The sequence below is a fragment of the Streptomyces sp. NPDC026589 genome (assembly GCF_040638385.1).
Lineage (GTDB): Bacteria > Actinomycetota > Actinomycetes > Streptomycetales > Streptomycetaceae > Streptomyces.
On record NZ_JBEZYG010000004.1, the window covers coordinates 339415 to 354489 of the forward strand.

12 protein-coding genes are annotated in these 15075 nt (G+C 71.7%); all 12 read left to right on the forward strand.

The window, feature by feature from the left end; all coding sequences use genetic code 11:
- Position 1: 1 nt before the first annotated feature.
- The 12 genes from AB0F29_RS09700 (at position 2) to AB0F29_RS09755 (ending at position 15055) form a co-directional block, all read left to right on the forward strand.
- Positions 2-1288 carry a dihydroorotase gene (locus tag AB0F29_RS09700; RefSeq protein WP_018960534.1) on the forward strand — a complete coding sequence of 429 codons (1287 nt, stop codon included), beginning with the start codon at positions 2-4 and terminating at the stop codon, positions 1286-1288.
- On the forward strand, positions 1285-1893 hold the full coding sequence (locus AB0F29_RS09705; RefSeq protein WP_361869392.1) for a hypothetical protein: 609 nt from the start codon (positions 1285-1287) through the stop codon (positions 1891-1893). Before AB0F29_RS09700 ends, AB0F29_RS09705 begins: the two co-directional genes overlap by 4 nt.
- On the forward strand, positions 1890-3053 hold the full coding sequence (gene carA / locus AB0F29_RS09710; protein WP_361869395.1) for a glutamine-hydrolyzing carbamoyl-phosphate synthase small subunit: 1164 nt from the start codon (positions 1890-1892) through the stop codon (positions 3051-3053). Before AB0F29_RS09705 ends, carA begins: the two co-directional genes overlap by 4 nt.
- Positions 3046-6354, forward strand: coding sequence for a carbamoyl-phosphate synthase large subunit (gene carB, locus AB0F29_RS09715; RefSeq protein ID WP_361869397.1), 3309 nt, complete (start codon positions 3046-3048; stop codon positions 6352-6354). Before carA ends, carB begins: the two co-directional genes overlap by 8 nt.
- 104 nt (positions 6355-6458) lie before the next feature.
- Positions 6459-7571 carry a quinone-dependent dihydroorotate dehydrogenase gene (locus AB0F29_RS09720; protein WP_361869399.1) on the forward strand — a complete coding sequence of 371 codons (1113 nt, stop codon included), beginning with the start codon at positions 6459-6461 and terminating at the stop codon, positions 7569-7571.
- Positions 7568-8407, forward strand: coding sequence for an orotidine-5'-phosphate decarboxylase (gene pyrF / locus AB0F29_RS09725; protein WP_361869401.1), 840 nt, complete (start codon positions 7568-7570; stop codon positions 8405-8407). Before AB0F29_RS09720 ends, pyrF begins: the two co-directional genes overlap by 4 nt.
- A gap of 244 nt (positions 8408-8651) precedes the next feature.
- Positions 8652-8975, forward strand: a complete 324-nt coding sequence (locus AB0F29_RS09730) for an integration host factor (RefSeq protein WP_003970367.1) — start codon at positions 8652-8654, stop codon at positions 8973-8975.
- 38 nt (positions 8976-9013) lie between these two features.
- Positions 9014-9607: a guanylate kinase gene (gmk, locus tag AB0F29_RS09735; protein WP_026290991.1), complete on the forward strand. Its 594-nt coding sequence runs from the start codon at positions 9014-9016 to the stop codon at positions 9605-9607.
- A 62-nt stretch (positions 9608-9669) separates the two neighbouring features.
- A complete protein-coding gene (rpoZ, locus tag AB0F29_RS09740) occupies positions 9670-9942 on the forward strand; it encodes a DNA-directed RNA polymerase subunit omega (protein WP_003970369.1) in 273 nt (90 codons plus the stop codon).
- Positions 9943-10126: 184 nt separating this feature from the next.
- Positions 10127-11377 (forward strand): bifunctional phosphopantothenoylcysteine decarboxylase/phosphopantothenate--cysteine ligase CoaBC, encoded by a 1251-nt coding sequence (coaBC, locus tag AB0F29_RS09745; protein ID WP_361869405.1) that lies wholly within the window; start codon positions 10127-10129, stop codon positions 11375-11377.
- 192 nt (positions 11378-11569) lie between these two features.
- Positions 11570-12778, forward strand: a complete 1209-nt coding sequence (gene metK, locus AB0F29_RS09750; RefSeq protein WP_361869407.1) for a methionine adenosyltransferase — start codon at positions 11570-11572, stop codon at positions 12776-12778.
- A 132-nt stretch (positions 12779-12910) separates the two neighbouring features.
- A complete protein-coding gene (locus AB0F29_RS09755) occupies positions 12911-15055 on the forward strand; it encodes a primosomal protein N' (protein ID WP_361869409.1) in 2145 nt (714 codons plus the stop codon).
- The last annotated feature ends 20 nt before the right edge of the window (positions 15056-15075 follow it).

A 15075-nucleotide genomic window follows, 5' to 3' on the forward strand; every position in this document is an offset into this window, starting at 1 on the left:
CATGAGCAAGATCCTTATCCGCGGTGCGCGGATCCTCGGCGGCGAGCCCAGGGACGTCCTGATCGACGGCGAGACCGTCACCGAGGTCGGCACCGGCCTCGACGCCGCCGGCGCCACCGTCATCGAGGCCGAGGGGCAGATCCTGCTGCCCGGCCTGGTCGACCTGCACACCCATCTGCGCGAGCCCGGCCGCGAGGACTCCGAGACCGTCCTCACCGGCACCAAGGCCGCGGCCGTCGGCGGCTTCACCGCCGTGCACGCCATGGCCAACACCTTCCCCGTCGCCGACACCGCCGGCGTCGTCGAGCAGGTCTGGCGCCTCGGCAAGGAGTCCGGCTACTGCGACGTGCAGCCCGTGGGCGCCGTCACCGTCGGCCTGGAGGGCAAGCAGCTCGCCGAGCTCGGCGCGATGCACGACTCCGCCGCCGGGGTGAAGGTCTTCTCCGACGACGGCAAGTGCGTCGACGACGCGGTGATCATGCGCCGCGCCCTGGAGTACGTGAAGGCCTTCGACGGCGTCGTCGCCCAGCACGCCCAGGAGCCCCGCCTCACCGAGGGCGCCCAGATGAACGAGGGCATCGTCTCCGCCGAACTCGGGCTCGGCGGCTGGCCCGCCGTCGCCGAGGAGTCGATCATCGCCCGCGACGTCCTCCTCGCCGCCCACGTCGGCTCCCGCGTCCACATCTGCCACCTCTCCACGGCCGGCTCCGTGGAGATCGTCCGCTGGGCCAAGTCCAAGGGCTGGAACGTCACCGCCGAGGTCACCCCGCACCACCTCCTCCTCACCGACGAGCTGGTCCGCACCTACAACCCGGTCTACAAGGTGAACCCGCCGCTGCGCACCGAGGCCGACGTCCTGGCCCTGCGCGAGGCGCTCGCCGACGGCACGATCGACTGCGTCGCCACCGACCACGCCCCGCACCCGCACGAGGACAAGGACTGCGAGTGGGCCGCGGCCGCCATGGGCATGGTGGGCCTGGAGACCGCGCTCCCGGTCGTCCAGCAGACGATGGTGGACACCGGCCTGATGGACTGGGCGGGCGTCGCGGACCGCATGTCCTTCCGCCCCGCGGCCATCGGCCGGCTCGAAGGACACGGCCGCCCCGTCTCGGCGGGTGAGCCCGCCAACCTCACTCTGGTCGATCCGGCATACCGTGGAGCCGTGGACCCCGCGGGCTTCGCGTCCCGCAGCCGCAACACCCCCTACGAGGGCCGTGAGCTGCCGGGCCGCGTCACCCATACCTTCCTGCGGGGCCGTGCCACGGTCGTCGACGGGAAGCTCGCGTGACAACTCTGACCCCCCTGTACCACCTGGCCGCCGAGCAGAAGTCGGCGGAAGTGACGGACTGGGCCGCCCGCATCGCCTGGGTGGTCGGCCTGTTCGTCTTCATCGCCCTCGTCTACTGGCTGATGCGCCAGGGCTGGAAGTGGCGCGCCAGCCTCCAGTCCGACCTGCCGGAGCTCCCGGCCGCCCCCGAGGACTTCGCCGACGACGAGACGCTGCTGACGCTTCAGGGGCGCTACCACGCCTCCACCACCGCCGGGCAGTGGCTCGACCGGATCGTCGCGCACGGCCTCGGCACCCGCAGCCGCACCGAGCTCACGCTCACCGCCCGCGGCCTCGACGTCGTACGCCCCGGGGCGGCCGACTTCTTCATCCCGGCCGACGCCCTGCGCGAGGCCCGCCTCGACAAGGCGCTCGCGGGCAAGGTCCTCCCCGAGGGCGGCCTGCTGATCATCACCTGGGCGCACGGCGAGACGCTGATCGACTCCGGCTTCCGCTCCGACCACGCCGCCGAGCACCAGGCCTGGGTCGACGCCGTCAGCCGGCTCACCGGCGCACCGGCCGCCACGGAACTCACCAGCACCACTACGGAAGGCACCGCACGATGACGATCTCCACCCGGGGGGCCCACACCCCCGCCGTACTCGTCCTGGAGGACGGTCGCGCCTTCCGCGGCCGCGCCTACGGGGCCGTGGGGGAGACCTTCGGCGAAGCGGTGTTCTCCACCGGCATGACCGGCTACCAGGAAACGCTGACCGACCCCTCGTACCACCGCCAGGTCGTCGTCATGACGTCCCCGCACGTCGGCAACACCGGCGTGAACGACGAGGACCCCGAGTCCGCTCGCATCTGGGTCTCCGGCTACGTCGTCCGCGACCCCGCCCGCAAGCCCTCCAACTGGCGCTCCCAGCGCTCGCTGGACGAGGAACTGGTGGCGCAGGGCGTCGTCGGTATCAGCGGCGTCGACACCCGCGCCCTCACCCGCCACCTGCGCGAGCGCGGCGCGATGCGCGTCGGGATCTTCTCCGGCCCTGCGCTCATCAGCGGCTCCGCCGCGGGCATCCCCGACGAGGGGGCCCTCCTCGCCAAGGTCCGCCAGGCCCCCGAGATGACCGGCGCCGACCTCTCCGCCGAGGTCGCCACCAAGGAGGCCTACGTCGTCCCCGCGATCGGCACGAAGAAGTTCACCGTCGCCGCGATCGACCTCGGCATCAAGGGCATGACCCCCCACCGGATGGCCCAACGCGGCATCGAGGTGCACGTGCTGCCCGCCACCGCCACCCTGGACGAGGTGTACGCCGTCAACCCCGACGGCGTCTTCTTCTCCAACGGCCCCGGCGACCCGTCCACCGCCGACCACCCGGTCGCCCTCATGCGCGGCGTACTGGAGCGCTCCACGCCGCTCTTCGGCATCTGCTTCGGCAACCAGATCCTCGGCCGCGCGCTCGGCTTCGGCACCTACAAGCTGAAGTACGGCCACCGCGGCATCAACCAGCCGGTGCAGGACCGCACCACCGGCAAGGTCGAGGTCACCGCGCACAACCACGGCTTCGCCGTCGACGCCCCGCTGGACAAGGTCTCCGACACGGAGTTCGGCCGGGCCAAGGTCTCCCACGTCTGCCTGAACGACCAGGTGGTCGAGGGCCTCCAGCTCCTGGACCGGCCCGCCTTCAGCGTCCAGTACCACCCCGAGGCGGCCGCGGGCCCGCACGACGCCGCGTACCTCTTCGACCGTTTCACCACCCTGATGGAGGGCCAGCGTGCCTAAGCGCTCCGATATCCAGTCCGTCCTGGTCATCGGCTCCGGTCCGATCGTCATCGGCCAGGCCGCCGAGTTCGACTACTCCGGCACCCAGGCCTGCCGCGTCCTCAAGGCCGAGGGCCTGCGCGTCATCCTGGTGAACTCCAACCCGGCGACGATCATGACCGACCCGGAGATCGCCGACGCCACCTACGTCGAGCCGATCACCCCCGAGTTCGTCGAGAAGATCATCGCCAAGGAGCGCCCCGACGCGCTCCTGCCCACCCTCGGCGGCCAGACCGCGCTGAACACCGCGATCTCCATGCACGAGAACGGCGTTCTGGAGAAGTACGGCGTCGAGCTCATCGGCGCCAACGTCGAGGCGATCAACAAGGGCGAGGACCGCGACCTCTTCAAGGGCGTCGTCGCGGCCGTCAAGGAGAAGATCGGCTACGGCGAGTCCGCCCGCTCCGTCATCTGTCACACCATGGACGACGTCATCGCCGGCGTCGACACCCTCGGCGGCTACCCCGTCGTCGTCCGGCCCTCCTTCACCATGGGCGGCGCCGGCTCCGGCTTCGCCCACGACGAGGAGGAGCTGCGCCGCATCGCCGGACAGGGCCTCACGCTCTCCCCGACCACCGAGGTGCTCCTGGAGGAGTCCATCCTCGGCTGGAAGGAGTACGAGCTGGAGCTGATGCGCGACAGACACGACAACGTCGTGGTCGTCTGCTCCATCGAGAACTTCGACCCGATGGGCGTCCACACCGGCGACTCCATCACCGTCGCCCCCTCGATGACGCTCACCGACCGCGAGTACCAGCGGCTGCGCGACGTCGGCATCGCGATCATCCGCGAGGTCGGCGTCGACACCGGCGGCTGCAACATCCAGTTCGCCATCGACCCCGCCGACGGCCGGGTCATCGTCATCGAGATGAACCCGCGCGTCTCCCGCTCCTCGGCGCTCGCCTCCAAGGCCACCGGCTTCCCGATCGCCAAGATCGCGGCCAAGCTGGCCGTCGGCTACACCCTGGACGAGATCCCCAACGACATCACCGAGAAGACGCCGGCCTCCTTCGAGCCGACCCTCGACTACGTCGTCGTCAAGGCCCCGCGCTTTGCCTTCGAGAAGTTCCCCTCCGCCGACTCCACCCTCACCACCACCATGAAGTCGGTGGGCGAGGCCATGGCGATCGGCCGGAACTTCACCGAGGCCCTCCAGAAGGCCCTGCGCTCCCTGGAGAAGAAGGGCTCGCAGTTCGCCTTCACCGGCCCCATCGGTGACAAGGCCGAGCTGCTGGCCGAGGCGGTCCGCCCCACCGATGGCCGCATCAACACCGTCATGCAGGCGATCCGGGCCGGAGCCACCCAGGAGGAGGTCTTCGACGCCACGAAGATCGACCCCTGGTTCGTCGACCAGCTCTTCCTGATCAAGGAGATCGCCGACGAGCTGGCCTCCGCGGAGCGCCTGGACGCCGACCTGATCGCCGAGGCCAAGCGGCACGGCTTCTCCGACGCCCAGATCGGCGAGATCCGCGGGCTGCGCGAGGACGTCGTCCGCGAGGTCCGGCACGCGCTCGGCATCCGCCCGGTCTACAAGACGGTCGACACCTGCGCCGCCGAGTTCGCCGCGAACACGCCGTACTTCTACTCCTCCTACGACGAGGAGAGCGAGGTCGCGAGCCGCACCAAGCCGGCCGTGATCATCCTCGGCTCGGGCCCCAACCGCATCGGCCAGGGCATCGAGTTCGACTACTCCTGTGTGCACGCCTCCTTCGCCCTGAGCGACGCGGGCTACGAGACCGTCATGGTCAACTGCAACCCGGAGACCGTCTCCACCGACTACGACACCTCCGACCGGCTCTACTTCGAGCCGCTCACCCTGGAGGACGTCCTGGAGATCGTGCACGCCGAGTCGCTGGCGGGCCCGATCGCCGGTGTCATCGTGCAGCTCGGCGGCCAGACCCCGCTCGGCCTCGCGCAGGCGCTCAAGGACAACGGCGTGCCCGTCGTCGGCACCTCCCCGGAGGCCATCCACGCCGCCGAGGACCGGGGCGCCTTCGGCCGGGTCCTGGCCGAGGCCGGACTGCCCGCGCCCAAGCACGGCACGGCCACCACCTTCGGCGAGGCCAAGGCCATCGCCGACGAGATCGGCTACCCGGTCCTGGTCCGCCCGAGCTACGTGCTCGGCGGGCGCGGCATGGAGATCGTGTACGACGAGACGCGCCTCGCCTCGTACATCTCCGAGTCCACCGAGATCAGCCCCACCCGGCCGGTCCTGGTCGACCGCTTCCTCGACGACGCCATCGAGATCGACGTGGACGCCCTCTACGACGGCACCGAGCTGTACCTCGGCGGCGTCATGGAGCACATCGAGGAGGCCGGCATCCACTCCGGCGACTCGGCCTGCGCCCTGCCCCCGATCACGCTCGGCGGCTTCGACATCAAGCGGCTGCGCGCCTCCACCGAGTCCATCGCCAAGGGCGTCGGCGTCCTCGGACTGATCAACATCCAGTTCGCGCTCTCCGGCGACATCCTCTACGTCCTGGAGGCCAACCCGCGCGCCTCCCGCACGGTCCCCTTCACCTCGAAGGCGACCGCCGTGCCGCTCGCCAAGGCCGCCGCCCGCATCTCGCTGGGCGCGACCATCGCCGAGCTGCGCGCGGAGGGTCTGCTGCCGAAGACCGGCGACGGCGGCACCCTGCCGCTGGACGCGCCGATCTCCGTCAAGGAGGCCGTGATGCCGTGGTCGCGCTTCCGCGACATCCACGGCCGGGGCGTCGACACGGTCCTCGGCCCGGAGATGCGCTCCACCGGCGAGGTCATGGGCATCGACTCGGTCTTCGGCACGGCGTACGCCAAGTCGCAGGCCGGCGCCTACGGCCCGCTGCCCACGAAGGGCCGCGCGTTCATCTCGGTCGCCAACCGCGACAAGCGCTCCATGATCTTCCCGGCCCGCGAGCTGGTCGCCCACGGCTTCGAGCTGATGGCCACCTCCGGCACGGCCGAGGTCCTCAAGCGCAACGGCATCAACGCCACCGTCGTGCGCAAGCAGTCCGAGGGCACCGGCCCGAACGGCGAGAAGACGATCGTCCAGCTCATCCACGACGGCGAGGTCGACCTCATCGTCAACACGCCGTACGGCACCGGCGGACGGCTCGACGGCTACGAGATCCGCACCGCGGCCGTCGCCCGCTCCGTACCGTGCCTGACCACGGTCCAGGCGCTCGCCGCCGCGGTCCAGGGCATCGACGCCCTCAACCACGGTGGCGTCGGGGTCCGTTCCCTCCAGGAACACGCGGAACACTTGATCGCGGCCCGCGACTAGCGGCCCGGAGAGGGGGACACCGGAAACGGTGTCCCCCTCTCTGTGAGCCCTGTCGACTCCTCGCGAGCCCTGTCGAGCACACCGAGCACCAAGGACATCTCTTCATGTACGAGCTCTTCTTCCGGCTGGTCTTCAAGCGGATGGATCCCGAGAGGGCCCACTACGCCGCCTTCCGCTGGATCCGCCTCGCCGCCCGCATCCCCGTCCTGCGCACCTTCGTCGCGGCCACCCTCGCCCCGCGCTACAAGGAGCTGCGCACCGAGGCCCTCGGCCTGCGGATGCACGGTCCCTTCGGCCTCGCCGCCGGCTTCGACAAGAACGCCGTCGCGATCGACGGCATGGCGATGCTCGGCTTCGACCACATCGAGATCGGCACCGTCACCGGCGAACCGCAGCCGGGCAACCCCAAGAAGCGCCTCTTCCGGCTGGTCGCGGACCGCGCGCTGATCAACCGCATGGGCTTCAACAACGAGGGCTCCGCCGCCGTCGCCGCCCGCTTGGCCGCCCGCAACCCCGTCTTCCGCACCACGGTCGGCGTCAACATCGGCAAGACCAAGGCCGTCCCGGAGGCCGAGGCCGCCGCCGACTACGTGAAGTCCACCGAGGCGCTGGCCGGCCACGCCGACTACCTGGTCGTCAACGTCTCCTCGCCCAACACCCCCGGCCTGCGCAACCTCCAGGCCACCGAGTCGCTGCGCCCGCTGCTCACCGCCGTGCGCGAGGCCGCCGACCGCACCGTCACCACCCGGCGCGTCCCGCTGCTCGTCAAGATCGCCCCGGACCTCGCGGACGAGGACGTCGACGCCGTCGCCGACCTCGCCGTGGAGCTGGGCCTGGACGGCATCATCGCCACCAACACCACCATCGCGCGGGAGGGTCTGGGCCTGAAGTCGGCCCCCGGCCTGGTGGGGGAGACCGGCGGACTGTCCGGCGCGCCCCTCAAGGAGCGCTCACTGGAGGTCCTGAGCCGTCTGTACGCCCGCGTGGGGGACCGGATCACGCTGGTGGGCGTCGGGGGCGTCGAGAACGCCGAGGACGCCTGGCAGCGCATCCTCGCCGGAGCCACCCTCGTCCAGGGCTACAGCGCCTTCATCTACGAAGGTCCCTGCTACGCCCGCGCGATCCACAAGGGCCTCGCCGCCCGGCTCGCCACCTCCCCGTACGCCACCCTCGCCGAGGCCGTCGGCGCCGAGACCCGGAAGAAGGCCGCCCTGTGACGCCCGAACCCTTCGGCGCCCGCCTGCGCCGTGCCATGGACACCCGCGGGCCGCTCTGCGTCGGCATCGACCCGCACGCCTCCCTGCTCACCTCCTGGGGCCTCGACGACGACATCGCCGGCCTGGAGCGCTTCACCCGGACCGTCGTGGAGGCGCTGGCCGACCGGGTCGCCGTCCTCAAGCCGCAGTCCGCGTTCTTCGAGCGCTTCGGATCGCGCGGCGTCGCCGTCCTGGAGAAGGCCGTCGAGGAAGCACGCGCCGCCGGGGCGCTCGTCCTGATGGACGCCAAGCGTGGCGACATCGGCTCCACCATGGGCGCCTACGCGGCGACCTACCTGGACAAGGACTCCCCGCTCTTCTCCGACGCGGTCACGCTCTCCCCGTACCTGGGCTTCGGCTCGCTGCGCCCGGCGCTCGACGCCGCCGCAGTCTCCGGCGCGGGCGTCTTCGTTCTCGCCCTCACCTCCAACCCGGAGGGCGCCGAGGTCCAGCGGGCCACGGCGGCCGACGGCCGCTCGCTCGCCCAGCTGATGCTCGACCACATGGCCGCCGAGAACGCCGGGGCCCTCCCGCTCGGCTCGGTCGGCGCGGTGGTCGGCGCGACGCTCGGCGACGCCGGGGTCAACCTGGCGATCAACGGGCCGCTCCTCGCGCCCGGCATCGGCGCCCAGGGCGCGACCCCGGCGGATCTTCCGGCGGTGTTCGGCGACGCGGTGGGCAACGTGGTCCCCAGCGTGAGCCGGGGCGTGCTGCTCCACGGCCCGGACGTCTCCGGGCTGCGCGAAGCCGCCGAGCGGTTCGCGGACGAGGTCCGCGGGGCCGTATCCGGCAGCTGACCCTGACACGTTTACAGCGTGTTGACGAAATACTGACGGGAAACCTGGTCGATATGTCGCGAAAATCCTGGTCGGCCACAGCTGACCAGGACTTTTCGTCTGTTCTCGCTGACTACAGCGGCCCTTGCCGCTAGTCTCCGTCGAGAGCGGCCGAGCACAGTGTGTTCTCCGCTCACCTGGTGGGTGGCGTCCAGCTTCCCCGCCGGTCCGTATCCGACAGATCGACATCCGAGGTGACGTAGGCGTGGCTCTTCCGCCCCTTACCCCTGAACAGCGCGCAGCCGCGCTCGAAAAGGCCGCCGCGGCTCGCCGGGAGCGGGCCGAGGTCAAGAATCGACTCAAGCACTCCGGCGCTTCCCTCCATGAGGTCATCAAGCAGGGCCAGGAGAACGACGTCATCGGGAAGATGAAGGTCTCCGCACTGCTCGAATCCCTGCCGGGCGTCGGCAAGGTCCGCGCCAAGCAGATCATGGAGCGTCTCGGCATCTCCGAGAGCCGCCGGGTCAGGGGTCTTGGCTCCAATCAGATCGCGTCCTTGGAGCGTGAGTTCGGCGGCAGCCCCGCCTGACGTTCTCAGGCACTCCTGAGAACGGGGATAATCGCCCCATGGCTGCAACATCCCGGGGGACGTCCCCCGTACCCCCGGACGTACGTCCGCGGCTGACCGTGCTCTCCGGCCCCTCCGGGGTCGGCAAGAGCACGGTCGTCGCTCATATGCGCACCGTGCACCCCGAGGTCTGGCTCTCCGTGTCGGCGACGACACGCAAGCCACGCCCCGGGGAGCGCAACGGTGTGCACTACTTCTTCGTGGACGACGAGGAGTTCGACAAGCTCGTCGCCAACGGTGAACTGCTGGAGTGGGCCGAGTTCGCGGGCAACCGCTACGGCACGCCCCGGCGCGCCGTGCTCGACCGACTGGAGGCCGGCGAACCGGTCCTGCTGGAGATCGACCTCCAGGGCGCCCGGCTGGTCCGCCAGTCGATGTCCGACGCGCGCCTGGTCTTCCTGGCCCCGCCGAGCTGGGAGGAGTTGGTGCGCCGGCTCACCGGCCGGGGCACCGAGGCCCCCGAGGTCATCGAGCGCCGGCTCGCCGCCGCGAAGATCGAACTGGCCGCCGAGGCCGAGTTCGATACGACGCTCGTCAACACCTCCGTCGAGGACGTCGCGCGTGAGCTGCTAACGTTGATGCTTCAGGCCTAGATCTCCGCGATCGTTTCGGATCGTTTTGATCTTTGATCTACATCCCCTTCGGAAGGCAGAGAGTGTCCTCTTCCATCACCACGCCCGAGGGCATCATCAACCCGCCGATTGATGAGCTCCTCGAAGCCACCGACTCGAAGTACAGCCTGGTGATCTACGCGGCCAAGCGCGCCCGCCAGATCAACGCGTACTACTCGCAGCTCGGTGAAGGCCTCCTGGAGTACGTCGGTCCGCTCGTCGACACCCACGTGCACGAGAAGCCGCTCTCGATCGCACTCCGCGAGATCAACGCGGGCCTGCTGACCTCCGAGGCCATCGAGGGCCCCGCGCAGTAACGCAGGAGCACCACGGCACCTCACCTCAGGCCCGGCGGCCCGTCCGCCGGGCCTGAGGCGTGTCCGGGGCCGGATGAACCCGTGTCCGGGGCCGGATGAACCCGGTCTGCGCGGTGAGGCAGCATGGGAGGCGTACGTATGGGGCGCATACGTTGCCTTACGTTGCCGAGTGCGGGGAGACGCAGTGGACAAGCCGAAGGTCGTCCTGGGGGTCAGCGGGGGCATCGCCGCCTACAAGGCGTGCGAGCTGCTGCGCCGGCTGACCGAGTCCGGCCACGACGTACGGGTCGTCCCGACCGCCGCGTCGCTGCACTTCGTGGGGGCCGCCACCTGGTCGGCGCTCTCCGGCCACCCGGTCTCCGACGAGGTCTGGCAGGACGTCCACGAGGTCCCGCACGTGCGGATCGGGCAGGGCGCCGACCTGGTGGTGGTCGCCCCGGCCACCGCGGACATGCTGGCCAAGGCCGCCCACGGGCTCGCCGACGACCTGCTCACCAACACGCTGCTGACCGCCCGCTGTCCGGTGGTCTTCGCCCCCGCGATGCACACCGAGATGTGGGAGCACCCGGCCACCCAGGAGAACGTCGCCACCCTGCGCCGCCGGGGAGCCGTCGTCATCGAGCCCGCCGTCGGGCGGCTCACCGGGGTCGACACCGGCAAGGGCCGGCTCCCCGACCCCGGTGAGATCTTCGAGGTCTGCCGCCGGGTGCTGGCGCGCGGGGTCACCGAGCCCGACCTCGCGGGCCGCCATGTGGTGATCAGCGCCGGCGGCACGCGCGAACCGCTCGACCCGGTGCGTTTCCTGGGCAACCGCTCCTCCGGCAAGCAGGGGTACGCGCTGGCGCGCACCGCGGTGGCCCGGGGGGCGCGGGTCACGCTGATCGAGGCCAACACCGGGCTGCCCGACCCGGCCGGGGCCGATGTCCTCCGCGTCGGCACGGCCGTCCAGCTGCGCGAGGCCGTGCTGAAGGCCGCCCCCGGTGCGGACGTCATCGTGATGGCGGCCGCGGTGGCCGACTTCCGTCCTGCCGCGTACGCCTCCGGCAAGATCAAGAAGAAGGACGGCGAGGAGGCGCCCGTCGTCACTCTGGTCCGTAACCCCGACATCCTCGCCGAGGTCGCCGGCGAGCGGGCCCGCCCGGATCAGATCGTCGTCGGGTTCGCCGCCGAGACCGACGACGTGCTGGTCAACGGCCGTGCGAAGCTCCACCGCAAGGGCTGCGACCTCCTCGTGGTCAACGAGGTGGGGGAGCGCAAGACCTTCGGCGCCGAGGAGAGCGAAGCGGTCGTCCTCGCCGCCGACGGCCAGGAGACGCCGGTGCCGTACGGCCCCAAGGAAGCGCTCGCCGACACCGTCTGGGATCTGGTTTCGGGCAGGTTCCGGCCGATTCACGATCAACCCTCCGGGCGGGCGAAATCATCCCATAAGGCCTGAAACATGGGTCGGGGAGGGTGGATTGTCCTACTGGTTCCCTGTGTGGCGCACGTCACGAACCTCCCAAAGGGCGAGACACCTGCCCCGGTGGCCCGATGCGACCGATAAACTGGCCGACGGTACGCGCCGAGCGCAGCTCTCGGTCGTGCCACCCATGATCAGCCAGCAGCCGCTGCAACCCCAGGGAGCGATGTGTCCCGCCGTCTCTTCACCTCGGAATCCGTCACCGAGGGTCACCCCGACAAGATCGCTGACCAGATCAGCGACACGATTCTCGACGCGCTCCTCCGCGAGGACCCCTCCTCGCGCGTCGCCGTCGAGACCTTGATCACCACCGGTCTGGTGCATGTCGCGGGCGAGGTCACCACCAAGGCCTACGCCGACATCCCCAACCTCGTGCGCAACAAGGTTCTGGAGATCGGTTACGACTCCTCCAAAAAGGGCTTCGACGGTGCTTCCTGTGGCGTCTCGGTGTCGATCGGCGCGCAGTCGCCGGACATCGCGCAGGGCGTCGACACCGCGTACGAGAAGCGGGTCGAGGGGGATGAGGACGAGCTCGACAAGCAGGGCGCGGGCGATCAGGGCCTGATGTTCGGCTACGCCTGCGACGAGACCCCGGAGCTGATGCCGCTCCCGATCCACGTCGCGCACCGCCTCTCCCGGCGGCTGTCCGAGGTGCGCAAGAACGGGACCATCCCCTACCTGCGCCCTGACGGCAAGACCCAGGTCACCATCGAGTACGACGGTGACAAGGCGGTCCGGCTGGACACGGTGGTCGTCTCCTCGCAGCACGCCTCCGACATCGACCTGGACTCGCTGCTCGCGCCCGACATCCGCGAGTTCGTCGTCGAGCACGTCCTCGCGCAGCTCGTCGAGGACGGCATCAAGCTGGACACCGACGGCTACCGCCTGCTGGTGAACCCGACCGGCCGCTTCGAGATCGGCGGCCCGATGGGCGACGCCGGCCTGACCGGCCGCAAGATCATCATCGACACCTACGGCGGCATGGCCCGGCACGGCGGCGGCGCCTTCTCGGGCAAGGACCCGTCCAAGGTCGACCGTTCCGCCGCGTACGCGATGCGCTGGGTCGCCAAGAACGTCGTGGCCGCCGGTCTCGCCGCGCGCTGCGAGGTCCAGGTCGCCTACGCGATCGGCAAGGCCGAGCCCGTCGGCCTCTTCGTCGAGACCTTCGGCACCGCCGCGGTCGACACCGAGAAGATCGAGAACGCGATCGGCGAGGTCTTCGACCTCCGCCCGGCCGCGATCATCCGCGACCTCGACCTGCTCCGCCCCATCTACGCCCAGACCGCCGCCTACGGCCACTTCGGCCGCGAGCTCCCCGACTTCACCTGGGAGCGCACCGACCGCGTGGACGCCCTGCGCGCCGCCGCCGGTCTGTAGCGGGACCGCCCGCGTACGACAGCGGGGCGGGCGTCATCGAGAACGGCAGCGGGGCCCGGACACCGAACGCGGTGTCCGGGCCCCGCTGCCGTGTCCCGGCCGCTGTCAGTGCTCTCTGGTAGGAATTCAGCTGTGAGCAGCGAGAACGAGCAGTCCGCCGAACCCGGTGCCGGGGCGCCGGAGCAGCTTGCGCTGATCCGGGAGACCGTGCGCCGGGCGAAGGTGCCGCGTGCCAAGCCGCGTACCTGGCGCGGCGCGGCGCTCGCCGAGGAGCTGCCCGTCGCCCGCGTCCTGGTCAACAAGGGCGTTCTCCACCTCGACCAGTACTTCGACTACGCGGTCCCCGAGGAGCTGGACGCCGACGCGCAGCCGGGCGTCCGGGTGCGGGTCCGGTTCGGGGCGGGAGGACGCAATATCCAGGGCGGGCGGCGCGAGGGCGGCGGCCTGATCGACGGCTTCATCGTGGAGCGCCGCGCCGACTCCGACTACCGGGGGGCGCTGGCCGCCCTCGCCTCCGTGGTCTCCCCGGAGCCGGTCCTCGGGCCCGACCTGCTCGCCCTCTGCCGCGCCGTCGCCGACCGGTACGCGGGCAGCCTCGCCGATGTCCTCCAGCTCGCCGTCCCGCCCCGCAACGGCCGCGCCGAGTCCAAGCCCTCCCCGGACCCGCTGCCCCCGCCCCCCGCCCCGGAGCCGGGCACCTGGGAGCGGTACGGCCAGGGCCCGGCCTTCCTGCGCGCGCTGGCCGAGGGTGGCGCGCCGCGCGCGGTGTGGACCGCCCTGCCGGGCCCGCACTGGCCTGCCGAGATCGCGGGGGCCGTCGCCGCGACGCTCTCCTCCGGGCGCGGCGCGCTCGTCGTCGTCCCGGACGGACGGGCCGCCGGACGGGTCGACGCGGCCCTGACCGAGGCGCTCGGCGCCGGCCGGCACGCCCTGCTGACCGCCGACTCCGGCCCCGAGAAGCGCTACCGGCAGTGGCTCGCGGTGCGCCGGGGCTCGGTGCGGGCGGTCGTGGGGACCAGGGCCGCCATGTTCGCCCCCGTCCAGGACCTCGGCCTGGTCGTCGTCTGGGACGACGGGGACTCCAGCCACAGCGACGACAACGCCCCCTTCCCGCATGTCCGCGAGGTCCTGGAGCTGCGGTCGGCACAGGGCCGCTGCGGCTTTCTCCTCGGCGGGACCAGCTGCACGGTCGAGGCCGCCCAGCTCGTGGAGAGCGGCTGGGCGCTGCCGCTCCTCGCGGACCGTGAGCGGCTGCGCCTGGCCGCGCCCCTCATCCGTACGGTCGGGGACGGCGAGCTGGCCCGGGACGGCGCCGCCCGCACCGCCCGGCTGCCCAGCCTCGCCTGGGGGGCCGTGCGCGACGGTCTGCGCAGCGGTCCGGTGCTGGTCCAGGTGCCCCGCCGGGGTTACGCCCCCCGCCTCGCCTGCGAACGCTGCCGCACCCCCGCCCGCTGCCGGCACTGCGCGGGCCCCCTCCAGGCCCCGGACCAGCAGGATCTGAACTGCGCCTGGTGCGGGCGGGCCGAGCGGGCCTGGCACTGCGCGGAGTGCGGCTCGACCCGGCTGCGCGCCCAGATCGTCGGCGCCCGCCGCACGGCGGAGGAGCTGGGCAGGGCCTTCCCCGCCGTGCCCGTCCGCACCTCCGGGCGCGACCACATCCTGGACGCGGTGCCCGACGCCCCGGCCCTCGTCGTCAGCACGCCCGGCGCGGAGCCCGTGGCCGAAGGCGGCTACGCGGCGGCCCTGCTCCTGGACGGCTGGGCCATGCTGGGCCGGCCCGATCTGCGCGCGGGAGAGGAGGCGCTGCGCCGGTGGACGGCGGCGGGGGCGCTGGTGCGGGGCCAGGACGAGGGCGGCACGGTGGTGATCGTGGCCGAGCCGACGGAGCGCGCGGTGCAGGCGCTGGTCCGCTGGGACCCGGCGGGATTCGCCCGGCGGGAGCTGGCGGAGCGGGCCGAGCTGGGCTTCCCGCCGGTCTCCCGGATGGCCTCGGCGACCGGTCCCGCCGAGGCCCTGGCCGCGTTCCTCCGGACCGCCGGGCTGCCGCCGGAGGCCGAGATCCTGGGTCCGGTGCCGATTCCGTCGGCCGAGCCGGGCAGGCCCCGCCGCTCGGGGGACGCCCCGCCGGGCGAGAACTGGGAGCGGGCCCTGATCCGGGTGGTCCCGGGGCGGGGGGCGGCGCTCGCCCGCGCCCTGAAGACGGCGCTCGCGGCCCGCATGGCCAAGGGGGCGACCGACCCGGTGCGCATCAGGATCGACCCGCCCGACATCGGCTGAGACCGCGGGGGATGCCCCTG

What these genes read in the sequence shown, in the direction of transcription:
- carA (WP_361869395.1), top strand. Translation starts at nt 1,890, where the DNA reads ATGACGATCTCCACCCGGGGGGCCCACACCCCCGCCGTACTCGTCCTG.
- AB0F29_RS09700 (WP_018960534.1), top strand. Translation starts at nt 2, where the DNA reads ATGAGCAAGATCCTTATCCGCGGTGCGCGGATCCTCGGCGGCGAGCCC.
- AB0F29_RS09720 (WP_361869399.1), top strand. Translation starts at nt 6,459, where the DNA reads ATGTACGAGCTCTTCTTCCGGCTGGTCTTCAAGCGGATGGATCCCGAG.
- gmk (WP_026290991.1), top strand. Translation starts at nt 9,014, where the DNA reads ATGGCTGCAACATCCCGGGGGACGTCCCCCGTACCCCCGGACGTACGT.